General features: G+C 62.5%; 26 protein-coding genes and 1 pseudogene. 13 read left to right on the forward strand and 14 right to left on the reverse strand.

The genetic code is table 11. The annotated features are described in order from the left end of the window. Positions 1-6: 6 nt before the first annotated feature. Positions 7-1,161 carry a glycosyltransferase family 61 protein gene (locus J2753_RS00415; RefSeq protein WP_209489363.1) on the reverse strand — a complete coding sequence of 385 codons (1,155 nt, stop codon included), beginning with the start codon at positions 1,159-1,161 and terminating at the stop codon, positions 7-9. Between the two features lie 182 nt (positions 1,162-1,343). On the opposite strand from J2753_RS00415, the gene J2753_RS00420 reads away from it, so the two are divergent. Further along, complete coding sequence (locus J2753_RS00420; RefSeq protein ID WP_209489365.1) at positions 1,344-2,720, forward strand: DolP-mannose mannosyltransferase; 1,377 nt, start codon at positions 1,344-1,346, stop codon at positions 2,718-2,720. A gap of 28 nt (positions 2,721-2,748) precedes the next feature. Here J2753_RS00420 and J2753_RS00425 read toward each other — a convergent pair whose 3' ends face one another. Beyond that, positions 2,749-3,702, reverse strand: a complete 954-nt coding sequence (locus J2753_RS00425) for a hypothetical protein (protein WP_245334402.1) — start codon at positions 3,700-3,702, stop codon at positions 2,749-2,751. Positions 3,703-3,818: 116 nt separating this feature from the next. On the opposite strand from J2753_RS00425, the gene J2753_RS00430 reads away from it, so the two are divergent. Then, on the forward strand, positions 3,819-5,267 hold the full coding sequence (locus J2753_RS00430; protein WP_209489367.1) for a flippase: 1,449 nt from the start codon (positions 3,819-3,821) through the stop codon (positions 5,265-5,267). 32 nt (positions 5,268-5,299) lie between these two features. Here the strand turns inward: J2753_RS00430 and aglF are convergent, their stop codons facing one another. Further along, positions 5,300-6,022, reverse strand: a complete 723-nt coding sequence (gene aglF / locus J2753_RS00435) for a UTP--glucose-1-phosphate uridylyltransferase AglF (RefSeq protein WP_209489369.1) — start codon at positions 6,020-6,022, stop codon at positions 5,300-5,302. 94 nt (positions 6,023-6,116) lie between these two features. Between aglF and aglM the strand changes: the two genes are divergently transcribed. After that, positions 6,117-7,427, forward strand: coding sequence for a UDP-glucose 6-dehydrogenase AglM (aglM, locus tag J2753_RS00440; RefSeq protein ID WP_209489371.1), 1,311 nt, complete (start codon positions 6,117-6,119; stop codon positions 7,425-7,427). Between the two features lie 87 nt (positions 7,428-7,514). On the opposite strand, the gene J2753_RS00445 is transcribed toward aglM, so the two are convergent. From J2753_RS00445 to J2753_RS00460, 4 genes are all read right to left on the reverse strand, one after another. After that, on the reverse strand, positions 7,515-7,940 hold the full coding sequence (locus J2753_RS00445; RefSeq protein WP_209489373.1) for an HVO_A0114 family putative DNA-binding protein: 426 nt from the start codon (positions 7,938-7,940) through the stop codon (positions 7,515-7,517). Then, positions 7,937-8,218 (reverse strand): toxin-antitoxin system TumE family protein, encoded by a 282-nt coding sequence (locus J2753_RS00450; protein WP_209489375.1) that lies wholly within the window; start codon positions 8,216-8,218, stop codon positions 7,937-7,939. The genes J2753_RS00445 and J2753_RS00450 overlap by 4 nt, the downstream gene beginning before the upstream one ends. Before the next feature lie 117 nt (positions 8,219-8,335). After that, positions 8,336-8,749 carry an HVO_A0114 family putative DNA-binding protein gene (locus J2753_RS00455; RefSeq protein WP_209489377.1) on the reverse strand — a complete coding sequence of 138 codons (414 nt, stop codon included), beginning with the start codon at positions 8,747-8,749 and terminating at the stop codon, positions 8,336-8,338. A gap of 44 nt (positions 8,750-8,793) precedes the next feature. Continuing rightward, positions 8,794-9,087 carry a toxin-antitoxin system TumE family protein gene (locus tag J2753_RS00460; protein WP_209489378.1) on the reverse strand — a complete coding sequence of 98 codons (294 nt, stop codon included), beginning with the start codon at positions 9,085-9,087 and terminating at the stop codon, positions 8,794-8,796. A gap of 262 nt (positions 9,088-9,349) precedes the next feature. On the opposite strand from J2753_RS00460, the gene aglJ reads away from it, so the two are divergent. Together aglJ and J2753_RS00470 are read left to right on the forward strand one after the other, a co-directional pair. Then, complete coding sequence (gene aglJ, locus J2753_RS00465; protein WP_209489380.1) at positions 9,350-10,267, forward strand: S-layer glycoprotein N-glycosyltransferase AglJ; 918 nt, start codon at positions 9,350-9,352, stop codon at positions 10,265-10,267. A gap of 59 nt (positions 10,268-10,326) precedes the next feature. After that, positions 10,327-10,536 (forward strand): ribbon-helix-helix domain-containing protein, encoded by a 210-nt coding sequence (locus J2753_RS00470; RefSeq protein WP_209489382.1) that lies wholly within the window; start codon positions 10,327-10,329, stop codon positions 10,534-10,536. A gap of 140 nt (positions 10,537-10,676) precedes the next feature. On the opposite strand, the pseudogene J2753_RS14700 reads toward J2753_RS00470, so the two are convergent. Next, positions 10,677-10,757: pseudogene (locus tag J2753_RS14700) on the reverse strand (transposase); the annotation flags it as partial. A 318-nt stretch (positions 10,758-11,075) separates the two neighbouring features. On the opposite strand from J2753_RS14700, the gene J2753_RS14500 reads away from it, so the two are divergent. Continuing rightward, positions 11,076-11,201, forward strand: a complete 126-nt coding sequence (locus J2753_RS14500; RefSeq protein ID WP_281064166.1) for a DUF7503 family protein — start codon at positions 11,076-11,078, stop codon at positions 11,199-11,201. Between the two features lie 18 nt (positions 11,202-11,219). Here J2753_RS14500 and J2753_RS00475 read toward each other — a convergent pair whose 3' ends face one another. Both J2753_RS00475 and J2753_RS00480 read right to left on the reverse strand, forming a co-directional pair. Beyond that, complete coding sequence (locus J2753_RS00475) at positions 11,220-13,337, reverse strand: hypothetical protein (RefSeq protein ID WP_209489384.1); 2,118 nt, start codon at positions 13,335-13,337, stop codon at positions 11,220-11,222. Between the two features lie 113 nt (positions 13,338-13,450). Next, on the reverse strand, positions 13,451-14,221 hold the full coding sequence (locus tag J2753_RS00480; RefSeq protein WP_209489386.1) for a DUF7409 domain-containing protein: 771 nt from the start codon (positions 14,219-14,221) through the stop codon (positions 13,451-13,453). A gap of 171 nt (positions 14,222-14,392) precedes the next feature. Here J2753_RS00480 and J2753_RS00485 point away from each other — a divergent pair, with 171 nt between their 5' ends. Both J2753_RS00485 and J2753_RS00490 read left to right on the forward strand, forming a co-directional pair. Then, positions 14,393-15,253 (forward strand): 3-hydroxyacyl-CoA dehydrogenase family protein, encoded by an 861-nt coding sequence (locus J2753_RS00485; protein ID WP_209489388.1) that lies wholly within the window; start codon positions 14,393-14,395, stop codon positions 15,251-15,253. 69 nt (positions 15,254-15,322) lie between these two features. Further along, entirely contained in the window at positions 15,323-17,116 is a 1,794-nt protein-coding gene (locus J2753_RS00490; protein WP_209489390.1) for an acyl-CoA carboxylase subunit beta, read from the forward strand. A 10-nt stretch (positions 17,117-17,126) separates the two neighbouring features. Here the strand turns inward: J2753_RS00490 and J2753_RS00495 are convergent, their stop codons facing one another. Continuing rightward, positions 17,127-17,594, reverse strand: a complete 468-nt coding sequence (locus J2753_RS00495; protein ID WP_209489392.1) for a MaoC family dehydratase — start codon at positions 17,592-17,594, stop codon at positions 17,127-17,129. 177 nt (positions 17,595-17,771) lie between these two features. Between J2753_RS00495 and J2753_RS00500 the strand changes: the two genes are divergently transcribed. The 4 genes from J2753_RS00500 (at position 17,772) to J2753_RS00515 (ending at position 21,645) form a co-directional block, all read left to right on the forward strand. After that, positions 17,772-18,620, forward strand: coding sequence for an HpcH/HpaI aldolase/citrate lyase family protein (locus J2753_RS00500; RefSeq protein ID WP_209489393.1), 849 nt, complete (start codon positions 17,772-17,774; stop codon positions 18,618-18,620). 68 nt (positions 18,621-18,688) lie between these two features. Next, on the forward strand, positions 18,689-19,942 hold the full coding sequence (locus J2753_RS00505) for a Glu/Leu/Phe/Val family dehydrogenase (RefSeq protein ID WP_209489395.1): 1,254 nt from the start codon (positions 18,689-18,691) through the stop codon (positions 19,940-19,942). A gap of 138 nt (positions 19,943-20,080) precedes the next feature. Beyond that, complete coding sequence (gene ribH, locus J2753_RS00510) at positions 20,081-20,485, forward strand: 6,7-dimethyl-8-ribityllumazine synthase (RefSeq protein ID WP_209489397.1); 405 nt, start codon at positions 20,081-20,083, stop codon at positions 20,483-20,485. After that, positions 20,482-21,645, forward strand: a complete 1,164-nt coding sequence (locus tag J2753_RS00515) for a pyridoxal phosphate-dependent aminotransferase (protein WP_209489399.1) — start codon at positions 20,482-20,484, stop codon at positions 21,643-21,645. Before ribH ends, J2753_RS00515 begins: the two co-directional genes overlap by 4 nt. 41 nt (positions 21,646-21,686) lie before the next feature. On the opposite strand, the gene J2753_RS00520 is transcribed toward J2753_RS00515, so the two are convergent. From J2753_RS00520 to J2753_RS00530, 3 genes are all read right to left on the reverse strand, one after another. Beyond that, positions 21,687-22,697, reverse strand: coding sequence for a cytochrome c oxidase subunit 3 (locus tag J2753_RS00520; RefSeq protein ID WP_245334403.1), 1,011 nt, complete (start codon positions 22,695-22,697; stop codon positions 21,687-21,689). 69 nt (positions 22,698-22,766) lie between these two features. After that, positions 22,767-23,744 (reverse strand): aldo/keto reductase, encoded by a 978-nt coding sequence (locus J2753_RS00525; RefSeq protein ID WP_209489401.1) that lies wholly within the window; start codon positions 23,742-23,744, stop codon positions 22,767-22,769. Positions 23,745-23,797: 53 nt separating this feature from the next. After that, positions 23,798-24,004 (reverse strand): hypothetical protein, encoded by a 207-nt coding sequence (locus J2753_RS00530; protein WP_209489403.1) that lies wholly within the window; start codon positions 24,002-24,004, stop codon positions 23,798-23,800. 128 nt (positions 24,005-24,132) lie between these two features. Between J2753_RS00530 and J2753_RS00535 the strand changes: the two genes are divergently transcribed. After that, positions 24,133-25,650 carry a cryptochrome/photolyase family protein gene (locus J2753_RS00535; RefSeq protein WP_209489405.1) on the forward strand — a complete coding sequence of 506 codons (1,518 nt, stop codon included), beginning with the start codon at positions 24,133-24,135 and terminating at the stop codon, positions 25,648-25,650. Positions 25,651-25,736 lie beyond the last annotated feature (86 nt).

Below are 25,736 nucleotides of genomic sequence, written 5' to 3' on the forward strand. Positions count from 1 at the left end.
ACATGTTTATTCATTGGTTGCAGATTTACAGGACTGTACAGCCGTCTTGAGCTTATCAATATCGACGACAAGGTCCGCGGATTCAGGTTCACAGTGAATACACTCATAGTCAATATCCAATTCTTCCGACAGCCTTCGATAGTGCCACTTCACTTTGGATCCAAATAACTCTATGACCTTACAGTCGTCAGCAAAAACTAGATCAGTAAGCCCCGCACCATGAGCACCTACGACAATATCTGCATTGTTGAACAACGCGATGTTTTCCGAAACCGAATTGTGTTCCAGATTCTGTTTCGAGAATCTTTCCTCCTCCAAGCACTTAACTACCGAATCTTCATTTACGATTCGTCGCTCAATCGCATTCGAACGAGAAATGAAGATGTTCGGCCCCGAATCCTGATCAAGATCATCCGCATGAGGTAGTAGCTGCTCTCGAAGCCATCGCAACTCCTGTTCGTGAACTGGCGGATATGATGGGATGACTAGTTTAGACGCGTGGTAGACGGAATGGGTGCCTCGCTCTATCTTTCGTTCAGGCCACCCAATCATCTCAATCGTTTCCTCCATCCAGGGTGGATTTTCCGGTGGCAATATGATTGTTACCTCCTCATCCGTCTGTCTCTCGTAGTCCCTCAGGTATCTCAAGCGGGGAAGGGTCTGGACCATCCAGTGATAATAATTGTAGTACCGCGGAGATAGTGGAGCAATCGTTCCTGCGTCTTTGATGTGTTTAGACGGGATATGCGACAGGCCAACTAATTCAGTAGATATATTAACATCTGAAAGTCGATCGTGTCGGACAATTGCTTCTCGAACAAATAGATTAGAGAGATCTGGGTTAGATACGCTCTCGGAGATTATTTCCCAGTCCTCGGTAAAGGAGAGCCCAGTGGTCGGAAGCAAATATCCGCCCTCAAGACTAGCAGCAAAACGATTTTGTCCCCCCCCAGCAGAATTGAATGACTGTGATACATTGCTCGCCCGGCCTATCAGGTCATCTCTGCTGACTAGAGTCAATATACCAACACTAGTCAAGATATTGAACGCAGGCTTTGATGCATATTTTCTGGCTATTAGTTCGATAGCATCAATAATTGCAGGTTTAACACCGTCTGCATCCACTTTCCTACTGAATTTCCTTGCTGAAAGGTCTGACATAGCTATAGAAGGGTTAGTCTGGTCACGGTTATCATATTGTCAGAGGTCGCAAAGTAGCTACGGGATGCATCAGTGAGCCTCCGTTCTGCGTGATATAGAGGACACTTCGTCAAGTAGTTCAGAGCGTCGGTAAGCAAATAACATTTATTATACTGGATCGGATCTATGGCCGTAAGATACCTATGACGACCGAAGATATTCGTAGTTTCGAGTTTAGTGATCTCGTCGAGCGGTGGAGATTGATTACGCTTTCAGCTGCTGTAGTGGCCTTTTCGCTTTCGGTCATTCGTGAGTTCAGTGGAGGGCCTACACCGGGAGCGGACCCTGCTTTTCTCCAACATGCTGGTTGGTATTTTACACAGGGTGCAAAGCCGTACATCCATTTCTGGGACGTTAAGCCCCCAATGACTCACCTGACCACTGCAGTATTGGCTTACTTTTCATTTGGAAATATGTTTGTACTCCATATCTACAGTGTTACCTTGATCACAATCTCGGGGATAGTGTCTGTATATCTAGTAGCTAAGGCCACTCATCATATAACTAGAGATAACCTAGCTAGCTTGACAGCGGGGATTTGTATGTTAACTATTGCAGGATACCACTATCACGCCGCTCAAGGGTTCTACCCAAAATTCTTAGCGATTACACTCGGACTAGCAGGTATTATATTTCAACTACGACAACAACCTATATATAGTGGAATTGTCGTAGCGCTTAGTGCTGGATATATCCAGCACGGCGCCGTATTCTCGCTTCTTGCCCTTGGATTGGCAGCACAATACAATGGCCGTAGGGGGGTACGGATTACACTAGTGGCAATAGCTACCACAACAGCACTTGTACTGGCCCCTATCTTCATAATAGGAAGTGGCGAAGCGATGATCGTAGAGACAATTATCGTTTTTGTCAGTGCTTCAGAGCCATCGGGAAACATAGCTATCCTACGACGTCTCGGGAAGGGGTTTGTGTACACTGGCTATGCCTCGATTCCGGTATTACTCGGGGTATATGGGCTAATCCGGATTGCGCCCAAAAATCTAAGTAAAACATGGTGGGTGCTTTCGGGAGCGACCCTATATGCAGTACAGATATTTTTCGTCGACTTTGATAGTTATCCAGATCTGTTCTTTGGGCTGATATTCGTGTCGATAGGGACGGGGTTATTGGTAGCTTCGTTGAAGGATAGAAGACGACAAGCCGTTACTGGCGTGATTATAGCCGTAGCAGTGGTTAGCGTTACTGTGTTGGGTGGGTTCGGGGTAGTCACGAATAAAACAGTATACACTGATTCCCTCGACGACTCATTAGATAAAAGTGATACGCTAATTCATACGTCGGTGAAGGCAATCGAGGGACACTTCAACGCGGAGTCAATGCGGAGAGACAGCATTAAACAGGATATAGAGAGGTTAAACACGCAACCTAGCCTTGATCAATATTTCTGGCAGAAAATTATTCCAGAGACTTGTCACTATCGCCTAAGTACGACGGAAATAAAATGGTTAAAGCAAACTAATCGGCCAATTATGGCAGATACCTGTGGGGCATGGCCGTGAGACATCAATAAGCAACTCTAGTAATGATTTATTTGTATCCGAGTGCCTCTAGTCGTTGGTCGACAATTTCGTTAGAAGAAGTTTGGGCCTTTTGCGGCGGTGAAGAACTGACTTCCCGATCATTCTCACCGGGAATACGAAACCACGGGACCTTCACCAAGGCAGGATGATATACTCCTAGAGGGTGGCCAAACTTCCTCTCCGTAGGAATCGGCCCCAAACGTTCTCCAACGAGATTGCCATGGTCTGCAGTAATAACGGTATCACCATCAAGATCGGGGAGTAGTTCTTCAACGTGTTTGAGCGCTATCCCCAAATTTTCTTCATAAGCTTCCCAGACACGGGTGATTTCCTTATCCCGAGTAATGTCTTGGAGTCTGAGCCGCTGCCAAATTGTGTCGCCAGTGAGTGACGAGTCCCCTAAGTCAGGTCCCCATCCCTTAGTCTGAATATCTTGGCCCAACTCCCCAATGAAAGGTACGTGAGGTTGCATGAAATGGATGATTAGTCTCTTATTCGGATACTCACGATGAGCCTCACGCGCTGCATCAACCACAGTCTGAGGATGTACAGTCTGAAGTTCATCATCCCATTCCTGAAGTAGATTAATAACCGCGTGAAACCTCCCCTGATCCAAGTCGAGATAAGGAATATACGGATTCGCGTTTACGTAAACAGTATCATAGTACTCCTCACCCGTAAAATTCCGTTCAAGAAATTCCTCACTTGTCGACCCAAGTGAAGTTCTGTGTTCTAAATCACCATCCAGATAGTTTATCTCCTCAAATAGGTCATAGCGGCATGCGTCAAGAATGATGAGTGTATCCCAGTTTTCCTCCATCACCTTTGTCGGCGAATCTTGGCGGAGACGATAGAATATGTTGTCCACCTCTATCGGGAGATAACGAAGGGCTTTGCTCACGACGACAGACGCTCCCTGCTCGCGGTATATGTCAACTGCCCGTCTAAGCTTGTAAATCATACCTCAATTTTCGACCTCCAAAGGGCATTAGTACTGTGATTCACCCGTTTGTCAGAGAATAGACGACCAAACTTATGCCCAGCCAAACTCCACAAAGAATCACGCGAACCCCCCCAATGAGACTCGGACAAACATCAGTAATCCATTTCGGATCCAAAATTTTCTCGTCAGCGCTCGGGTTCGTCGCCACCATCTACATTGCTCGATTACTCGGGGCAGACGCTCTCGGCACCTATTCTCTGGGACTTACGGTCGTCTCTTGGCTGGGTATTGTTGGGAATATGGGGATTTCTGCCGCAATTCGAAAACGGGTGAGTGAAGATGAGGAACCGGGCGCATACGCACTTGCAGGCGTGATCGTGATGAGCGCCCTGTTTGTTGTCCTCGGCGTTTCACTAGTCACATTTCGACAGGAAGTGAATGAGTACGTTGGATTCCCGGCAACTGGATTCCTTGTGCTCATGGTCGGAGCTTCGCTTGGTGTTAACGTCGTCATGTCGCTACTCGACGGACGTCATCTAGTCCATATCTCTGGTCTCCTTTCACCGGTCAAAACAGGAGGGAGAGCGATTCTCCAAATCGGTGCACTCTCACTCAGCCTGGGTATCGCTGGATTATTCGGCGGATATATTCTTGGATACCTCGTTGTTGCTCTGCTCGGTGTGGTCGTCGTTGCACGAAATCTCGAAACCGTACCCAGACCAACGAGGCAACACTTCAAGGACCTGCTCTCATACGCGAAATACGCTTGGCTCGGGGCGCTACGATCAAGGGCGTTCAACTGGGTCGACATCGCCGTCCTCGGCTTTTTCGTTCCCCAATCATTCATCGGATTCTACTCGGCATCATGGAACATTGCGCAGTTTCTCATCCTGTTCGGAGGCTCACTTAGCCGAACGCTCTTCCCCGAGATGAGCAAACTCTCTGAAGACAAGAACTCCGAAGCAGTAGCCAACCTCGTAGATTCAGCGCTTTCCTACGCCGGATTGATCCTCATCCCCGGACTGATCGGTGGAACCATCCTCGGAAACCGAATCCTCCGCATTTACGGACCCGATTTCGAACAGGCAACAGCGGTCCTCTCAATACTCATCAGCGCTTGCCTGCTCCAGGCGTATCAAGCCCAACTAACGAATACACTCAACGCGATCAACCGTCCTGAGCTATCTTTCCGCATCAATGCGGTATTCATCGTTGCGAACGTCATTCTCAACGTCGTTCTGATCTACTTCCACGGATGGGTAGGTGCCGCTGTCGCCACTGCCCTCTCAGTCGCGATCAGCCTGATAGTCGGGTACGTGACGCTGTCCTCGATTGTCCAGTTTAGTGTTCCATTCGGAGAAATTGGTCGCCAGTGGCTCGCTTCCGGGCTCATGGGTATCGTCGTCTACACCGGACTCAGAATCGAATCGACGTATCTACACATCGGTCACAACCTCGCAATCGTCCTTGCGCTGGTCATCCTCGGTGCAGGAGTCTACTTCTTCGCCTTACTCACGATCTCCACTCGCTTCAGAGCGACCGTCGTCGACAACCTCCCAGCACGCTTCACACCGTCGCTATAAAGGACGTATCAGCTGAAGATCGTTCCCGGGAATTACGCTTCTGCTTCAGCCTGCAACCGCTCCTCCGCCTCGTCCCGGTCCTCGGGATACCCAACGTCGATACGCCATCCCTCCATCGGGATCGCATCAATCGTCCGCCCGCTCTTGATCAACAGATCGATCGCGTCTGAGAGCTCGTATTCGCCACGATCTGACGGCTGCACCAGTTTACACGCGTGGAAGATCGCCGGCGAGAACGTGTAGAACCCCGTCATCACCAGATTGCTCGGCGGATCGTCGGGCTTCTCGACCACTTCCTCAATCTCCCCGTAGTCGTTCGTGTCGCACACCCCGAACCGACTCGCTTCCTCCCAGTCCACTTCCTCGACCAAGAACGCGGCGTCAGCGCGATCCTCTTGCTGCCGACTCACAACGTCCTCCAGATTCGCCTGGAAGATGTTGTCGCCGAGCATCAGCATGAAGTCCTGATCGACGTGCTCCTCCGCCTTGAGCAGCGCGTGGGCCAGCCCCTTTTGCTCGCGCTGGTGGGCGTACGTGATCGGGACGCCCTCGAACTCATCGCCGAAGTGGCTGATGATGTTCTGCTTCCTGTAGCCGACGATGACCACGAGCTTCTCAGCGCCCAACTCCACTAACTGTTCGAAGCAGTGCGTGAGAATCGGCTTGCCGGCCACCTCAACCATCCCTTTGGGTTTATCCTCGGTTAGCGGGCGAAGACGCGTACCCTCACCAGCCGCGAGAACTACTGCCTGCATGGCACTGACTTGCCGGGGCGTACTCAAATACTTTAGCAAACCCCGGAGAACAGAGACGGAACCCATTATCAACCCAGCCCATCACCAAACCACCATGTACGTCTCCATCGTCGGTAGCGGTTACGTCGGCACCACGGTCGCCGCCTGTTTCGCTGATCTCGGCCACCAAGTAACGAACGTCGACATCGACCAATCAATCGTCGACACGATCAACACCGGCGAGGCCCCAATCCACGAGGAGGGCCTTCCGGAACTCATCGACGCCCACGCCGCCGCTGACGGCACCAGCCGCCTGCGTGCGACCACCGACTACGACGCCGTCCTCGACACCGACGTCACGTTCCTCTGTCTCCCGACCCCACAGGCCGACGACGGGAGCATCGACCTCTCGATCATGAAGGCCGGCGCCGAACAGCTGGGCGAGACCCTCCGGAAGAAGCAGGACCGCCACACTGTCGTCGTCAAGAGCACCGTCGTTCCCAGAACGACCGAGGAGCACATCGCTCCGCTGCTCAACAACCCAAGCGACGAAGCAGAGACCGCCCCCGTCGGCGTCGGAATGAACCCAGAGTTTCTCCGGGAAGGGACGGCGATTCACGACTTCCTCCACCCGGACAAGGTCGTCCTCGGCGCCGACGACGAGCGCACGCGCGAGGACATGCACGCGGTGTTCGCCGCCCTCCTCGACCAGCACGACGCTCCAGTCGTCGAGACGGACCTCCGCACCGCGGAGATGACCAAGTACGCGAACAACGCCTTCCTGGCCTCGAAGGTCTCCCTGATCAACGACATCGGGAACATCTGCAAGCAGTTCGATATCGACGCCTACGAGGTCGCCGACGCGATCGGCCTCGACGACCGCATCGGCGAGCAGTTCCTCCGGAGCGGCCTCGGCTGGGGCGGGAGCTGTTTCCCGAAGGACACCCGCGCGATCATCCACGCGGCAGAGGAGACCGGTTACGAACCCGCGATGCTCAACGCCGCCGTCGAGGTCAACGACGGCCAGCCCGAACGACTGCTCGAACTCCTCGACGAGCGACTCGACGTCGACGGCGAGCGCGTCGCTGTGCTCGGTCTCGCGTTCAAGCCCGGCACCGACGACATCCGGAATGCCCGATCGATCCCCGTGATCGAGGGACTCCAGAAGCGGAACGCGTCCGTCGTTGCCTACGACCCCGTCGCCGCCGACGAGATGCGCGAGCGGTTCCCCGACATCGAGTACGCTGATTCGGCCGCCGACGCGCTCACAGACGCCAGCGCCGCACTGATCGTCACCGAGTGGGACGAGTTCGGAGCGCTCGACGAGGCGTTCGAGACGATGGCCCGAAAGCTGGTCGTCGACGGACGTCGTGTTGACCTCCCCATCGAGGAGCGAGGGCTGGAGTACGAAGGGCTCTGCTGGTAGTCGCGAGAACGCAGGCGTTCATCGGGACTCTTCGAAAGTAGTTCGTGAATTAGGTCCCGGATCGCGAACTGGAGCGCAGCAATGTCCCTACGCCGACGCTCCAGTCCGGTCCCCGCCCACGTCTCCGGGGAACTGCAACGAGAAGTCGATGGTCTTCGCTCCCCCACGGAGGACCGGCTTCTTGCTCGCGCCGTCCTGTTCGAACTCGACGACGCCGAGATCTTCCAACTCCGTCAGGTTCCGGTGAACCTCCTTGTAGTCCCGACTGACTGCTCGTGCGGCCTCGCTGATGCTCGCCGGTTCCCCCTCGACGATAGCCTCCAGTAGCTCGAGGTTCGCGGTCCGCATCAGCTGAGCGACGTCGGCGTAGCTCTCGAAGTCCAGAACGAACCGGTCGTCCTGCTCGACTGCGTCGCCGGTCTCGCCATCGAGCGCGCGCTGGAGCCGCTCACGGCCCGCCTCGCGGAGTTCATCGCGCTGTCCGTACGTGATTTTTAGCGTGTCGGTGGTCATGGCAAATCCTCGATTTTGTTCAGGAATCGCTCCCGGAGCTCCATCACTCCGGGGAACTCGATACGGGCGACGCCCTCAGTATCGTGGCGCTCGTGGCGCCCGACAGTTTCGTTCTCGTTGTCGTAGCGCAATATGGTGCCGCGGCCGTCGACGTAGCCGTAGTGCAGCGAGTACCGAAATCCGCTCGGGTACTGAGGGTCATCCGTCCGAATGATGCGCCGCCGCACCACTCGAGTTCCCTCTCGTACTTCGACATCCTCGATGACCGCATGCACCATCGACAACCTATGGTACAAACCCCAGAGGTAAAAAGATATGGTCAGGAGCCCATATCCACGGTTGGTTGTCAGTCAGCGGAATCCAGAAGAGCGTCCCATCGCCGCGATGGCACCTCGCTACGTCGGTGCCTTCGACCGATTACCGGACTCCGCATCGTCTCGCAGCGACAGGTGGACCTCGATGTCGTCGAACGGAACCACCGGCCGCTTCGAGCGGCCCTCCTGCTCGAACTCGACGACGCCGAACTCCGCCAGCTGATTCAGGTTCCGGGAAACGTCCTTGATGTCTCGGTCCACGAGCCGCGCCGCCTCACGCATACTGGCGGGCTCCTCCTGGGCAATTACGCGAAGGAGCTCGATAGCGCGCGGACTGAACACACGCAGGAGCTCATCCGGATCCTCGAACGTGACCCGACTCGGCGGCGCTTCTTCCGGGAGGTCACCTTCGAGGGCAGCCTCCATCGCATCCTCCGTTCGATCCATCATCTCCTCCAGTGTTCCGACTGTCACGACGAGTGTTTTCTGGGACATTGGCTTGCTCCGTAGTGGCACCCACCGACAGAACGCCCGAGACCCTATGGCCCGAGCACATCGACTTCCCAGCGAAAGCGGGCTTGCACCTCGCTGTACCCCGGGAATTCGTAGTCATCGTCCAGTCCGTCTGGGGTATGCCGCTCATGGACGCCGTGGGAGTTATCGTATCTGACGATTGTGTCGCCGCCGACCGTGCCATAGTGGAGTCGGTATTTCACGCCTTCAGGGAACTTCTCCGAGTCCGGAACCGCGAGGATACGGATGCGAACGATGGTGTTCCCCTCCGGCTTGAAACTCTCGTCGACGAGCTCCATCACGTCGTCGGCGGGTGCCATCTACAACTGTTGGTCCCTACCCCATCACAATAAGTGTTGGGCCGAATCACAACGAAAGTCGGCGCGATTTCGGATGCTGGCCGGTGTTGCGCAATCGCTTCCGCACTCAGGACGGCACGCTCGCGTCGCTGTTGACAGGCACTGCCGTCGGTGACCCGGTTGTGTGGCTAGGAGGAAGGCCCGACGAGTGCGACGACGTCCGAACACCGCCCGCCCCAAGTAGAAGCCTTTTCACTCCACCCACTACCACACCCAAAACGAGATGCCCGACCGCGAGCACGTCACCGTCCTCTTGCCCACCTACGACGAGGCCGCCACCATCGGCGACTGCGTCGACGGCTTCCAGGCCGAAGGGTTCGACGACGTGCTCGTGATGGACGGCGACTCCGACGACGACACGCGCGAGATCGCCCGCGAGCACGGCGCGCGCGTCGAGGTTCAGTCCGGCACCGGGAAGGGCCAGGCCATCCGTGAGGCCGTCAGCGACCACATCGACCGGGAGTACGTCCTGATGGCCGACGGCGACGGCACGTACAAGGCCGAAGACGCCGACCAGATGCTCCCCCCTCTCGCCGAGGGGTCCGAGCACGTGATCGGCGACCGGTTCGCCGACATGGAGGCGGGCGCGATGACTAAGCTGAACCAGGTGGGCAACAAACTCACGAACCGCCTGTTCGCGACGATCCACGGCGAGTCGTTCGCGGACATCCTCAGCGGCTACCGCGCGTTCACCCGGGCGTCCTTCGAGCGTATGCAGCTGTCGGCCGACGGCTTCGGGATCGAGACCGAGATGGCCGTCGAATGCGCGAAGCGGGACATCCCCACCACCGTCGTCCCCATCACCTACCGCAAGCGCCCCGCCGGATCGAGTACGAACCTCCACCCCATCCGGGACGGGAGCATCATCTTCCTCGAACTGTTCCGGCGCGCGAAGACGAGCAACCCCCTCTTTTACTTCGGGAGCGTCGGCGTCGTCTCGGGCGTCGCCGGCCTGCTGCTCGCGGCGTACGTCGGCTTCGAGTGGTTCGTCTACGGGATTCCCCACAACGTGCTCGCGCTGGCGGGCGCCGCGGGGATCATCCTCGGCGTCCAACTGGTGATGTTCGGCGTGCTCTCGGACCTGATCCTCACCCTCCATCGCGAGCAGCTCGACCGGATCAAGTCCCTCGACGAGGACTGATCGGCGGCGACGCCGACCGTGGCCGGCGCGTTTTTCCGCCCGCGTACCCCACCACGGGTATGACCGACTACACCACCGTCTCCATCCCGACCGAACTCGCCGACCGCGTCGACGAGACCATCGAGGGCACGAGCTTCTCGAGTACGAGCGACCTCGTGCGATTCCTGCTGCGCAGCATCGTGATCAAACATCAACAGCGCGGCGAACTCACGGAGGCGGAGTTCGAGGAGATCGCCGAGCAACTCGAGGATCTGGGGTATCTGGAGTAAACTACACCACCCTATTCCCTCGGCGCATACGCGCTTCGGTTTTTGGGGTGAAGCTTTGATGTGGACTCCGGGCATCAGTCTCCGGCAATAGGCCGGTGACTCTCGCCGTTCAACATCCCACCATTCACACGCACGTCTACTTGTCGAGCGGATTCGTGGAGATCCTCGCGTCGCTCGTCTGGAATAACGAGCTTAACGGGGACGGTACGCCGGATCTCCATGTTTCAGTCGTGTGCGGAATAGTTCTTAAACATCGGGAGGCGATTGGGTGCCCCGTATCATATCGGGTCTCTTTCCCGATCGATCAACTCACTCCGCCATGGTTTGAGACGGCTTCACCGCCTCGTCATCACGAAAGATGAAAACAGCTTTCGAACGACTCCTTGAAATTAACCGTTCAGTCTGGACAATGCTTTAGTCCGAACGGCCATCAGTTCACAATACTGCAGTCGATTCAGTCGTTGAAGGCTTATTAACTCCTAATATCAAACGGAGGAATATCTATCCACAAGTATAGAGATCGGTTCTCATGGAGTGTAATGTCCGAACTTCAGTCCTACCTTGCGGAGCACCCGAAGATGATGGGCGTCCTGTTCACGATGATGCTGTTCCTCTCCCAGGCCGGGAGTGTGGCAGCGAACTCTTACGACGTCGCCGGCCCGTAAAGCAGACTTACTCGAAAATCACCGTAGATCGACGTCGTTGGGCCAGAGAATTTCTCCGTCGTAGCGAACGAGTCCACCGCCCTTTTGAAGCAGATCCTCCAGTCGCTCCGCACTCGTGTAATGGATGTCGTCGACGCTTCCCGGAGTGAGATAGTGGCGCGACTCGTCGAATATCGTGTTCGAGAAGGAGCCGACAGATAGGTCAGCAGTAGGATATACTCTCAGAGAGACTGTATATCCGTTTTCCGAATCCTCAATTGTTGTCAACGGCGCTCCTAGACTACTCCGCTGTGCGATGTCCAAGTCCCCGTCCCCGACCACGGAGTACTGCCCGCCGACGAACGACTGTTCGCCGGCGACCGAGAGCGCCGCGTTGAGCGGGAACCCGTGGTTGAGTAGCTTCACCATCGCCTTCCCGACCCGGGTCGCCCCGCTGTTGACCACTTCCGTCACCGTGACGACGCCCCCAGCGGCGCCGTTCTCCAGCAGCGCCATCCCCTGGTCGTAGGAGGCACAGCCGTTGAGGAAGAACGCGTCGACGCCGACGAAGTCGAGTTCGCGTGCGTCCAGCCGACTGTCTGTACACTCGAACCCGTCGGCCTCGACGTGGCCGATGTAGTGGAGGAACTCCCGCTCGGTCTCCAGAACGGCCTTGAGTTGGTCCGTCGTGAGATTGCGGTACACCCGGAGGTCGAACGGGAACTCCGCGTCGTCGCCGTACACCTCCTCGGCGATGTCGCCCTCCTCGGTCATCCCCTCGTCGTTGACGACGACGGTGACGCCGATCTCCTCGGAGGGCATGTGTTCGAGGCCGTTGCGGTAGCCGTCGACCGACGCCTTCGTCGCGCCGACGGGGACGCCCTCGTCGGCCCAGACCGTCTCGAACGCCTCCGTCGGTTCGGGGTCGACCAGGTCCGGCAGCGGCCCCTCAGGGGTGCGCGCGCGCTCGGTCGGCGTGTCCGCGGCCCGAGTCGACGATCCGGCGGCGCGCGTGGCCCCAGCCAGCGCTTGCTTGTCGACAGCGCCGCCGGCGCGCGCGAAGTCGAACAGGGAATCGGCCTGGACCTGCTCGGCCGTGGTCGACTCGCCGGCGGGGGTCCGGATCGCCGCCAGATCGTCGAGCAGGTACGGTAGGAGTTCGGCGTTCTCCGGGTCCGGCGCCATGTAGCCCGCCGTCTTCCACTCGGGGACGCAGTCCGCGATGCGGTCGTAGGACACCGAGAGATAGGCGTCCAACTGCTCGGAGAGCGAGCGGTCGTAGAGGTCGCCCCAGTCGAGGTCGATGCGGGCGTCGACGTCCGCGCGCTCCGCGAGGTCGACCTCGTAGAACCCCTCCGTCCGGGCGACGCAGTCGAACAGCAGCGTCTGTTTGAGCGTCTCGGCGACCGTGTTCTCGAAGCCGCTGGGGCCGTCGAGGCGGTAGCTGAACCCGTCCTCGCCCACCAGCCGCGGCACTGCCCCCGGGACGACTTCGGCACCGAGGTAGAACGCCAGCGGGGCGACGGGGTAGACAAAGCGCAGATGCTGGGGCACCTCGATCCGGACGCCGCCGTCGGCGGCGCGCATCCCCGCCGGGATCGAGAGTTCGTCGCCGACCGCCACCTCGGGCGGGTGGCCCCGCAGCGTCGGGTAGGAGCGCTCGACGGAGGTCGTCTTCAGCGAGGAGGAGAGTGCCGAGACGGCCCGCATCATGTCCCGGGGCTCGCTGGTCGTCGTGATGGTTCCCGCTGGGTGGTTATGTCGGGAGCGCCCGGCGATGAACAGGTCCCCATGCGTGCCGACGGTGGTCGTCACGCCGTTGGTCTCGACGGAGAGCGAGCCCTCGACCTGCACGTAGAGCTTCACCGGCTGTTCGAGTTCGATCAGGTACTCGCCGGCCGGGAGGCTGATCTCGTCGACGCGGTCCAGCTGGGCTACGACGTCGCCCGCGCCGTTCCGGACGAACGTCGCGACGTAGCTCCCCAGCGTCACGCTCTCGGTGTCGATCCGGGCGGCGGCGTCGACGGGGAAGTAGAACCGGTCGCCGGCGACCGATGTCGTGGACGCGGGTTCGGGTATCCGCAGCACGCACTGGCGCTGCTCGATACTGTCGGTGACGTGAAGCGAGGTCCCGCGGGTCGCGATGTCGATACTCATCGGCGTCGTCCCTCCGGACCGGCGCTCGACCCGACCGTCTCCCCGGAGTGATACATCTAACTACTGATGCTGATTCTGCGAGTATAAAGCCTTCGTCGGTCGGGGACCCCGACTCAGTCGGCCAGTTCGCTGGCCGCGCGGTGCCAGCGCCGGAGACGCTCCTCGTCGATACCTGTCACGTCGGAAAGCAGTTCGGGGCTGGCAGTCGCGAGCGACCGGATCGAGGTGACCCCCGCCTCCGCGAGTCGGTCGGCGTAGCTGTCGCCGACCCCCGAAATCTCGGTCAGCGGCGTCGGCTTCGAGCGCTCGCGCCACGCCGCCTCGGCCGCCAACGGGTCGCCGCTCCCGTCGGCAGTGGCCGACTCGCCGGCGTCGCCGTCGGTGGCACCGGCCACCCAGGCCGCTTCGTCGTCGGCCGTCCCGCCAGCGTCCTCGACCCCGTCGACGGCGTCCTCGCCGTCCGCGGAGTCGGCGACCCACGCTGCCTCCTCGTCTGCCTCGTCGTCGGTCGGTTGGGGCTGTGTCTCAGTGGCTTCCTCGTCGGCCGCCTCCTCGCCGACGCCGCTGTCGGCGATCCATGCCGCCTCCTCGTCCTGCAGGCCGCGGACCTGCGCTGAGCGGCGGTCCAGATCGCCGTCGTTGTCGAACGACCACGCCAGCGAGTGATGGCGGCGGATCTTCGCTGCGACGCCGGGGTTGACCCCGGCGTCGAGCAGCATGCGGTAGGAAACCTCCTTGTCAGCGACCGCCTGGGCGGAGAATCCGGCCGCCTCGATCGCGCCCGCGGTGACCGGACCGACGTACTTCAGGTCGGTTGGATCGTCGACGGATCGACGCTCGGTCTCGCCGGCGTCGACCATGAGATGCTCTAGCAGGCGGGTCACGGAACTACCTCACTCTCGTTCCCAAAGGTACTTGAAAGTTTGTGTGAACCTGTTGCCCCACACCGCCGCGAGAGCGCCCCAACGGTGTGAATTCGGCATTACTCGTGGAGAGGCGGGCGCAGTCGAGCGGTTGTCGCTACCCTTACGGTCCTGCCGGGCCGAGCGCCGCTCATGTACGAACTGCAAGACGTGGAGACGGTGGGCGTCGTCGGCGCAGGGACCATGGGCGCCGGCATCGCGCAGGTCGCCGCAACGGCCGGCTACGACGTGGTGATGCGGGATATCGAGCAGTCGTTCGTGGACCGCGGCTTCGAGACCATCGAGGACTCGCTCTCCCCCCTCGTGGACCGCGACGCGCTCTCGGAGTCCGAGGCCGACGCCGCACTGGACCGGATCACGGGCACGACTGAACTCGACGACCTCGCGGACGCGGAGGTCGTCGTCGAAGCCGCCCCCGAGGAGATGGACCTCAAGCAGTCGATCTTCGGTGATCTGAACGAGATCGCCGACGAAGAGGCGCTGCTGGCGACCAACACGTCGACGCTCTCGATCACGACCATCGCGAGTGCGACTGAACGCGCCGCCTCCGTCGTCGGGCTCCACTTCATGAACCCCGTCCCGATCATGGACGGCGTCGAGGTGGTCACGGGCGAGCGCACGAGCAAGACCGCGACCGACCTCGCGCACGCGCTCGCGGAGGACCTCGAGAAGGAGACCTGGGAGTCCGACGACAAGCCCGGCTTCGTCACGAACCGCATCCTGATGCCGTGGATCAACGAGGGGATCCGCGCGTTCGACGAGGGCGTCGCCGAGAAGGAGGACATCGACCGCGGGATGACGTTGGGGACGAACGTCCCGATGGGCCCGCTCGAACTCGCAGACCACATCGGCCTCGACGTCTGTCTCCACGCCAGCGAGACGCTCCACGAGGAACTCGGCGACCGCTACACGCCGGCGTACCTGCTGAAGCGCAAGGTCGAGGCGGGCGACCTCGGCAAGAAAACCGGGCGCGGCTTCTACGAGTACGAGTAGGTTCTCGCGGCGATTCGCTCCGGTCGCGCTTTCGGACCCTTTTTGCCCCGTTCGGTCGACGGCTCCCGCATGCACGTCCGCATCGGCGAGGGCGCCACCGACGAGGAAGCGTCGGCGGTCGCCGCCGCGCTGGCAGAGCATCTCGGCGCCGACATCGAACTGCTGGTCGGCGACGCCGACGAGCCAGCCGCGACGGCCGCGGCCCCCGAGACGGAGTATCCACTGGACGACGACCTCGGGCCGACCGAGCGCGAGGAACAGCTCCGCGAGGAGATCGAGGAGATCCTCGGCGGCGGCCCCGAGAAGTATAAGGAACGCCTGCCCGAACAGGGCAAACTGTTCGTCCGGGACCGGCTGGACCTCTGGTTCGGCGAAGGGGGCGACGGCGGCCCGGGCGACGCCGACCGCGAGGACGCCGCCGACGGCATCCAGTTCGAGGACGGGAAGTTTGCCGCCTTCGACGAGTGGCACCCCGACTCCCCAGAGGTCGAGGAGTACGACGAGGGCACCCGCCTGCCGGGCGACGGCCTACTCACCGGCGCGGCGACGTTCGAGGACCGCGACGTCCACTGGATGGCCAACGACTTCACCGTCAAGGCGGGGTCGATGGCGGGCCGCGGCGTCGAGAAGTTCCTCCGGATGCAGCAGCGCGCGCTCAAGTCCGGGAACCCGGTCCTCTACCTGATGGACTCCTCGGGGGGCCGGATCGACGAGCAGTCGGGCTTCTTCGCCAACCGGGAGGGGATCGGGAAGTACTACTACAACCACTCGATGCTCTCGGGCTACGTCCCGCAGATCTGCGTCCTCTACGGCCCCTGCATCGCCGGCGCCGCCTACACCCCGGTGTTCGCCGACTTCACCATCATGGTCGAGGAGATGTCCGCGATGGCCATCGCCTCCCCGCGGATGGTGAAGATGGTTACCGGCGAGGAGATCGAGATGGCGGATCTGGGCGGCCCCGCGGTCCACGCCAAACACTCCGGGAGCGCCGACCTCGTCGCGAAAGACGAGCGCGAAGCCCGCGCGATGGCCGCGAAACTGATGCAGTATCTCCCGGACAAGGCGGGCGAGAAGCCGCCGCGCTCGGAGCCCGAGAACCCCACGTTCTCGCCCGAGGGGATCGACGAGGTGATCCCGGACGCGCCGAACAGGGCCTACGACGTTCACGACCTGCTGGACCGCATCTGCGACGCCGAGTCGGTCATGGAGATGAAGCCGGAGTACGGCCAGGAGATCGTCACCGCGTTCGCGAAGATCGACGGCCGCCCGGTCGGCGTCGTCGCCAATCAGCCGAACCACCGCTCGGGCGCCATCTTCCCCGACGCCGCCGAGAAGGCCGCCGAGTTCATCTGGACCTGCGACGCCTACGAGATCCCGCTGCTCTACCTCTGTGACACGCCGGGGTTCATGGCTGGCTCGGACGTGGAGAAGGACGCCATCCTCGAGAAGGGCAAGAAGATGATCTACGCCACCTCCTCGGCGACCGTACCCAAGCAGACCGTCGTCGTGCGGAAGGCCTACGGCGCCGGCATCTACGCGATGGGCGGCCCGGCGTACGACCCCGAGAGCGTCATCGGGCTCCCCTCCGGCGAGATCGCGATCATGGGCCCCGAGGCGGCGATCAACGCCGTCTATGCCCGGAAGCTCGACGCCATCGACGACCCCGAGGAGCGCAAACAGCGCGAGCAGGAACTCCGCGAGGAGTACCGGCAGGACATCGACGTTCATCGGATGGCCAGCGAAGTCGTCATCGACGACGTGGTGCCGCCGTCGTCGCTCCGGCAGGAACTGGTCAACCGCTTTGCGTTCTACGAGGACGTCCAGAAAGACCTGCCCGACAAGAAACACGGCACGGTGCTGTAGGCGGGGCGCGCTACTCGGCGTACTCGCGTTTCAGGCTCAGCGCCGTCCGGTCGAACTCACAGACGAGCGTGTCTTCTCCCTCCGACTCGACTTTGTAGGTCTCCACATGCATCTCCACGATGCCGCGCTCGCCGTCGCTGGTCTCGCGCTTGTCCGTCACCGTCGTCCGTGCGTAGATGGTGTCGCCGTGGAACACGGGGTTGGGGTGCTCCACGTTGTCGTAGGAGAGGTTGGCGACGATGGTGCCGTCGGTGGTGTCGGGGATGGAGAGCCCCACCGCCAGCGACATGGTGTAGAGGCCGTTGACCAGTCGGCCGCCGAACTGCGTCTCCTCGGCGAACTCGGCGTCGAGGTGGAGTGGCTGCTGGTTCATCGTCATGTCGCAGAACGTCTGGTTGTCCGACTCCGAGACGGTGCGGCGCTTCGCGTGCTCGATTGTCTCGCCGACCTCGAACTCCTCGTAGTAGCGTCCGGGCATACCCCCGGGTCGGCCGGTCGGCCGAAAACGCTGCCGGCTCGTCGCGCTCCCAGGCTTCGATGGCCCCCGGCTGGGCCGCGGGTCGTCGAGGCCAGTCGCGGTAACGGCCGCAGGCGCCAGCCGCGTCGGAATCTCCCGATCCCGGCCAGTTAACTCGGTGCCGGCCGAGGCGTGAATATGGCACGCAGAAGCATCCTGTTCTCGCCCGCTGACCGCCCGGAACTGATGCGCAAGGCCCCGAAATCGGGCGCCGACACGGTCTGTTTCGACCTGGAGGACGCCGTCGCCCCGAGCAAGCAGGCCGAGGCCCGGACGGCGGTCCACGACGTGCTCGCCGCCCCCGAGTTCGACCCGGACTGTGAGGTGACCGTCCGGGTGAGCGTCGACGCCGCCGCCGACCTGGACGCGGTACTCGGCGACGACCCCGAATCAGTTCGCCTCGACGGTGTGATGGTGCCGAAAGTCGTCGAGGCAAAGGACGTAAGTTGGATCGACGACCTGCTCGACGAGCACGACTCCGACGCCGCCGTGATCGCGCTGGTGGAGACCGCCCGCGGCGTGCTGAACGTCGAGGCCATCGCCGACGAGCGCGCGACCGACGCCGTCGCGTTCGGCGGCGAGGACCTCGCGGCGGATCTGGGCGCGACCCGGACCGGCGAGGGGACGGAAATCCTCCACGCGCGCCAGCGCGTGCTGCTCGCGGCCAGCGCGGCGGGCGTCGACGCCATCGACACGGTCTACACCGACTACGAGGACACGGAGGGGCTGCGCGAGGAGACCGAGTTCACACTGGAACTCGGCTACGACGGCAAGCTGGCGATCCACCCCGCGCAGGTGAGCGTGATCAACGACGCGTTCACGCCGCCGGCCGAGCGCGTGGAGTGGGCCGAACGCGTGATCGACGCACGCGACGAGGCCGCCGCCGAGGGCCGGGCAGTGTTCAGCGTCGACGGCGAGATGATCGACGCGCCGCTGATCGCACAGGCTGAGCGCGTGCTGGAGCGGGCCGCCGCGGCCCACCAGTAGACCGTCATCATCTTTCCTACCACGACTTCGGCAGGCTTATTCGGAGCAGTGCCGATACTCTCTCCGGAATGTCAGACGAGGCAAACCCGTTCGAGAGTCTGCAGGAGCAGATCGACGACGCCGCCGCCTATCTGGACGTCGACGACGACGTCATTCAGCGGCTCAAGTACCCAGAGCGCGTCCTCGAGACCAACCTCACTGTGGACATGGAGGACGGGTCGATCGAGCGCTTCAAGGCGTTCCGATCGGAGTTCAACGGTGACCGAGGCCCCTACAAAGGGGGGATTCGCTACCACCCGGGCGTCGACCGCGACGAGGTCAAGGCGCTCTCGGGCTGGATGGTGTACAAGTGCGCGGTCGCGGGCGTCCCCTACGGCGGCGGGAAAGGGGGGATCGTCATCGACCCCGCAGAGTACTCCGCGGCCGAACTGGAGCGTATCACGCGGAGCTTCGCGAAGGAACTCCGGCCGTTCATCGGCGAGGACAAGGACATCCCCGCACCCGACGTGAACACCGGCCAGCGGGAGATGAACTGGATCAAGGACACCTACGAGAGCCTCGAGAACACCACGGAGCCCGGCGTCGTCACCGGGAAATCCATCGAGGCCGGCGGCAGCGAGGGCCGCGTCGAGGCGACCGGTCGCTCCACGATGCTGACCGCCCGCGAGGCGTTCGGCTATCTCGGCCGGGACATCGAGGGCGCCAGCGTCGCCGTCCAAGGGTTCGGGAACGCGGGCTGGATCGCCGCAAACCTCATCGACGAACTCGGCGCGAACATCGTCGCCGTCTCCGACTCCTCTGGCGCCATCTACGACCCCAACGGGTTCGACCCCGTCGACGTCAAGGAGCACAAGCGCGCGACTGGCTCCGTGACCGGCTACGAGGCCGTCGAGGAGTTCACCAACGAGGACCTGCTGACGATGGACGTGGACCTGCTGATCCCCGCCGCGTTGGAGAACGCCATCGACGGTGACCTGGCAGAGGCCGTCGAGGCCGACGTGATCGTCGAGGCCGCGAACGGCCCGCTCACGCCCGACGCCGACGACGTGCTGACCGCGAAGGACGTTCACGTGTTCCCGGACATCCTCGCCAACGCCGGCGGCGTGACCGTCTCCTACTTCGAGTGGGTGCAGAACCGCCAGCGCTTCTACTGGGACGAGGAGCGTGTCAACGAGGAACTGGAGTCGGTCATCACGGACGCGTTCGACGACCTCACGACCGCCTACGAGGCGTTCGACGTGCCGAACTTCCGGACCGCCGCCTACGTGGTCGCGATCCAGCGCGTCGTCGACGCCTTTACCGACAACGGCAACTGGCCTTGAGCCACGCCTGACACCCACGCCGCCCGCTGTGCGTTTCTGTCCGTGTTCCACCCCGTAGCGGCACCGATATCGGCCGCCCCCGCCGTCTGGTGTTCCCCGGTTCGGTAGTTCTTTCATTGCTCATCCCAAGGATCGCGTATGGTGAATCTCGGACTCGTAGTGGCGCAGTTCAACGCCTCCGTCACGGAACCGATGGCGGAGTCGGCAACCGACGCCGCGGCGGACCATGGCGTCGACATCGCCGAAACCGTGCAGGTCCCGGGCGTGTACGACAGCCCCATCGCGGCGGATCGGCTCGCCCGACAGGATGACATTGACGCCGTCGCCGTCGTCGGCGCGGTCGTCACCGGCGACACCGACCACGATCAGGTAATCAGTGACGCGACCGCCCAGTCGCTTCAGACCGTCGGGCTGGACCGGGACACGCCGGTCACGTACGGTATCACCGGCCCGGGCCAGAGCGGCGCCGAGGCACGCGAGCGCGTCGAGAAGGGTGCGGCGGCCGTCGACGCCGCGGTCGACCTCGTGGAGGCCCTCCCATGAGTCGCGAGTGGGAGTTCTCCGAGCGAGTCGGTCGCGTCGAACCCTCGGCGACAATCGCTATCGGCAACAAAGCTAGCGCGCTGGAGGAGGAGGGCGTCGACGTCGTCGACCTCTCCGTCGGCGAACCGGACTTCCCGACGCCCGAGCGCGTCCGTGAGGTCGGCCAGGAAGCTATCGCGGCGGGCCACACGGGCTACACGTCCTCGAACGGCATCCCGGAGCTTCGAAAGGCCATCTCGAAGGACCTCAAGGGGAAGGGCGTTCCCGCCGACCCCGAGAACGTCGTCGTCACGCCCGGCGCGAAGCAGGCGCTGTTCGAGACGGTGCAGGCGCTGATCGAAGAGGGAGACGAAGTGGTGCTGCTGGACCCGGCGTGGGTCTCCTACGAGGCCATCGCGAAGCTGGCGGGCGCGGACCTCACCCGCGTGGATCTGGGCCAGCACGACTTCGATCTCGAGCCGGCACTGGACGATCTGGCGGCGGCAATCTCCGACGAGACGTCGATGCTGATCGTGAACTCGCCGTCGAACCCGACGGGCGCCGTCTTCTCCGATGCCGCGCTGGCGGGCGTCCGGGATCTGGCTGTCGAACACGACGTGACCGTCGTCGCCGACGAGATTTACGACCAGATCACGTTCGACGCCGACCCGACCTCGCTGGCCTCCTTCGACGGGATGGCCGAGCGGACGGTGACCGTCAACGGCTTCTCGAAGGCCTACTCGATGACTGGCTGGCGACTCGGCTACCTCGCGGCGCCGGAACCGCTCGTGGATCAGGTGTCGAAGATCCACAGTCACTCGGTGACCTGCGCGCCGAACTTCGTCCAGCGCGCCGGCGTCGAGGCGCTGCGCAGCGTCGAGACCGAGGTGGCGACGATGGTCGAGGCGTTCGAGAAGCGCCGTGACCTCGTGGTCGACCTGCTGGCCGACCGCGGGAAGATGATCCCGCGACCGCAGGGTGCGTTCTACGCCATGATCCCCACCGACGAGGGGCCGACCGACGACGTCGAGTGGTGTGACGCCGCCATCGAGGACGCCCACGTGGCGACCGTTCCGGGCAGCGCGTTCAACGCCCCGGGCTACGCCCGGATTTCCTACGCTGCCAGCGAGGAGCGCCTGAAGGAGGGGTTCTCGCGGCTGGCCGAGGAAGGCCTGATCTAGGTCGTCGTCGCCGCGAAACGACGCTCCCGTTTTCCGAATTTTCAGTAGATCGACGCCCCGGCGTAGAGTGCCGCCACGAGGAAGATCCAGACGGCGTCGACGAAGTGCCAGTACAGCGAGACCAGCGCGACCGAGAGGTCACGCTCGCCGTCGAACTGGCCCTGCCGCCCGCGAACGTAGGTGATCCCAAGCAGCAGCGTCCCGAACGCGACGTGCAGGCCGTGGAGCCCCGTCAGGCCGAAGAACGCCGAGCCGAACAGGCCACTGGTCCAGTCGAACCCCTCCTGATTGATGAACTCGTGGTACTCCACGAGTTGGCCCGCGAGGAACAGGCCGCCGAGGCCGATGGTGATCGCCAGCAGGCGCTGGAACCGGTCGCGATTGCCCGACGCGAGCGCGTGATGGGCGAAGTGGACCGTGACCGAGGAGAGCACCAGCACCGCGGTGTTGGTCACGACCAATATGTTCAGCAGGTCGATGACCGGGAGCGTGGAGTTCGCCGGCGGCCACGTTCCTGCACGGATGTAGAAGTAGTAGGCGAACAGCGCGCCGAACGTCGCGATTTCGGAGGCGATGAACGCCAGCATCGCCCAGCGGAACGACCGGGCACTCCGGCGATCCGTGCCGCGCGTCCAGAAGTGCGCGAGGAAGCCGTGGTAGAGCCAGCCGTAGACGCCGAACAGCGTGAGTGCGACGGCGCCGACGAACGCTGCCGGGCCTGCCCCGGGGCCGACGACGGAGTTGCGTCCCCGGCCGAGGAGGAACAGCGCCGCGCTCACGTAGATGGCGGCGGCGCCGAGGGCGGTGACGACCGGCCACCACGACGCCTCGCCGACGCCGCGGGGCCAGTCCTCGACGACTGGGTGGTGTCCGTGGTCGCTGTGGCCCTCGGGTCCGTGGTCTCCGGATTCTCCCTCGGAATCCTGCCCTTCGTCCTCACTCTCGACGCCGTCGCCGAACTCGAACGCACTCGATTCGGCGGCGTCGCTGGTCGCGTCGGGGTCGGCGTCTTCGAGGAAGCGGAACTCACTGTCGTCGCCGTCGCGACCCATCTACACGAGAGGCACAAGCCGCACCAAAAAAGGCATCCACGGGCGAGGCCGTCGACCCCGAACCGGGCCTCAGCGGTGGCCCGAGACCTCGACCGGCTGGTACGGCTCCTCGAGGTACTCGATCTCGGAGGAGCTCAGCGACACGTCCAGTGCTTCGACGGCGTCCTCGAGATGTTCGACGCTGGTGGTGCCGACGATGGGGGCGTCGACGGCGTCCTTGTGCAGCAGCCACGAGAGCGCGATCTGGGCCATCTTCAGGTCCTTCTCGTTGGCCAGCTCCTCGACGCGCTCGTTCACCTCGCGGCCGCCGTTCTCGAGGTACGGGTGGCGGTCGGCCTCAGTCTCGGTCTGGCCGCGGGTGGTCGTCTCGATCTCCTCGTGGGGGCGCGCGAGGAAGCCACGGGCCAGCGGCGACCACGGGATGACGCCGACGTTCTCGCGCTGGGTCATCGGCAGCATCTCGCGTTCCTCCTCGCGGTAGAGGAGGTTGTAGTGGTTCTGCATGGTCGCGTAGCGTTCGAGGTTCTCGCGCTCGCTGGTGGCCAGCGCGTCGGCGAACTGGTGGGCCCACATCGACGACGCGCCGACGTGGCGGGCCTTCCCGCGGCGGACCGCGTCGTCGAGCGCGCGCATCGTCGTCTCGATGGGCGTGTCGTAGTCCCAGCGGTGGGTCTGATAGAGGTCGACGGTGTCCATCCCGAGGCGGTCGAGCGAGGCGTCGAGTTCCTGCTCCAGTGCCTTCCGGGAGAGGCCGCCGGAGTTGGGGTCATCCTCCCGCATCTGGAAGAAGCCCTTGGTGGCGACGACCATCTCGTCGCGGTCGTACTCCGCGAGCGCGTCGCCGAGGATGCGCTCGGACTCGCCGCGGGAGTACATATTGGCGGTGTCGAAGAAGTTGATCCCGAATTCGACCGCGCAGTCGATCAGCTCCCGGCTCTCCTCCTCGTCCAGCACCCAGTCGCGCCACGAGGGGTCGCCGAAGCTCATGCAGCCGAGCGCGATGCGCGAGACCTGCATTCCCGTGTCGCCGAGCGTGGTGTACTCCATAGGCCCGCCGTTGGGCCGCGACGGCAAAAAGTCACGCACGCCGCCGGAACCGGCTAGTCCCGGAAGCTGGCGGTGTAGACGAGGAACGCGCCGGTGAGCATCACGAACGCGAGGAACGTCACGACTGCGAGGACGATCACGATCGGTCCCAACACGTCGAGGTAGGCGTCGCCGCCGGATGTCGCCGACAGCGCGACGGCGGCCAGCAGCGCGGCGATCAACCCCAACAGCCAGTCTCGAAGCAGGTTCTCGTACTCCATAGATGGAGAACCTCCCGCCGGCGGGTAAACTCCACCGGCCCGCGGCTGGCCGGTCGAACTTTACGCCGACCGGCCGATACGGCCCGCATGGAACCGTCTCGCGTCCCAGCCTGCCAGCCTACCCCACGATGACGCTGTGGCTGCTCGGCACCCACCTCGACCGAACTGCGGACTACCTCGACGACCACGACCGGGTGCTGCTGATCGAGTCGACGGCGTTCGCGCGGCGCCGGCCGTATCACCCCCACAAGCTGACGCTCGTGTTCGCGGCGATGCGTCGGTTCCGCGACGATCTCCGGGATCGAGGCTTCACGGTCGACTACCGACAGGCCGAGACGTTCGGCGAGGCCCTGGACGCCCACTTCGACGCCTATCCCGGCGACGACCTGACGATGCCCAGACCAGCCGCGTACGGCGCCGAAGACCGGCTTCGCGGGCTCGTCGAGGATCACGGCGGGCACCTCTCGTTCGTCCCGAACCCGACGTTCCTCCTCACCCCCGAGGAGTTCGACGAGTGGGCCGACAGCCGGAACACGAACGACTCAGACACCTACCGGCTGGAGGGGTTCTACCGCCATATGCGCCGCGATACCGGCGTGCTGATGGACGGCGACGACCCCGCGGGCGGCGAGTGGAACTACGACGAACAGAACCGCGAGACACCGCCCGACGACTGGGAGCCGCCGGAGCCGCCGCGGTTCGAGCCTGACGAGATCACCCGAGAGGTTTCGTCGTGGGTCGATGCAGAGTTCGAGACGTTCGTCGATTCCGGGGAAGCAGCACCGTTCCGGTGGCCGGTCACCAGAGAGCAGTCGCTGGACGCGCTGGCGGCGTTCGTCGACGCCCGGTTCGCCGAGTTCGGGCCGTATCAGGACGCCATGGTCGAGGGCGAATGGACGATGACCCACTCGCTGCTCTCGGCGTCGATCAACCTCGGCCTCCTCCTGCCGATGGAGGTGATCGAACGGGCCGAGCGCGTGTACGAGGTCGGGAACGCGCCGATCAACAGCGTCGAGGGGTTCGTCCGGCAGGTGCTGGGGTGGCGGGAGTTCATGCGCCACGTCTACCGGCGCTCGATGCCCGAGATGGCCGACGCGAACCAGTTGGGCCAGACCGCGGATCTGCCGCCGGCCTACTGGACCGGCGAGACCGACATGACCTGTCTGTCGGAGGCCGTCGGGCACGTCCGGGAGCACGGCTACGCCCACCACATCGAGCGCCTGATGGTGCTCTCGAACTTCGCGCTCGTCTACGGCGCCGACCCCGGGGAACTCAACGAGTGGTTCCACCAGGGGTTCGTCGACGCGTTCCACTGGGTCACGACGCCCAACGTCGTCGGGATGGGCTCGTTCGCGACGGACGTGCTCTCCTCGAAACCCTACGCCTCGTCGGGGAGCTACATCAACCGGATGAGCGACTACTGCGCGTCCTGTCCCTACGCCGTCTCGCGGGACACCGGCGAGGGGGCATGCCCGTTCAACAGCCTCTACTGGACGTTCCTCCGGGAGCACGAGGAACGGCTCCGCGGGACGGGCCGGATGGGGCTGATGTACAGCCACGTCGACGACAAGGACGCGGCCGAGTGGGAGGCCCTGGAGGCCCGCGCCGAGCAGGTCCGGGAGATGGCCCGGCAGGGGACGCTCTAACCCGGCGCCGCAGGTGGCGAACAGGCGACCCGACAGCTTCGCGGGCCGGTGGGTCGCACTTTTGCTCGGGCCGGCCCGCGGCGATT

The sequence above is a fragment of the Halolamina salifodinae genome, from assembly GCF_017874235.1.
Lineage (GTDB): Archaea > Halobacteriota > Halobacteria > Halobacteriales > Haloferacaceae > Halolamina > Halolamina salifodinae.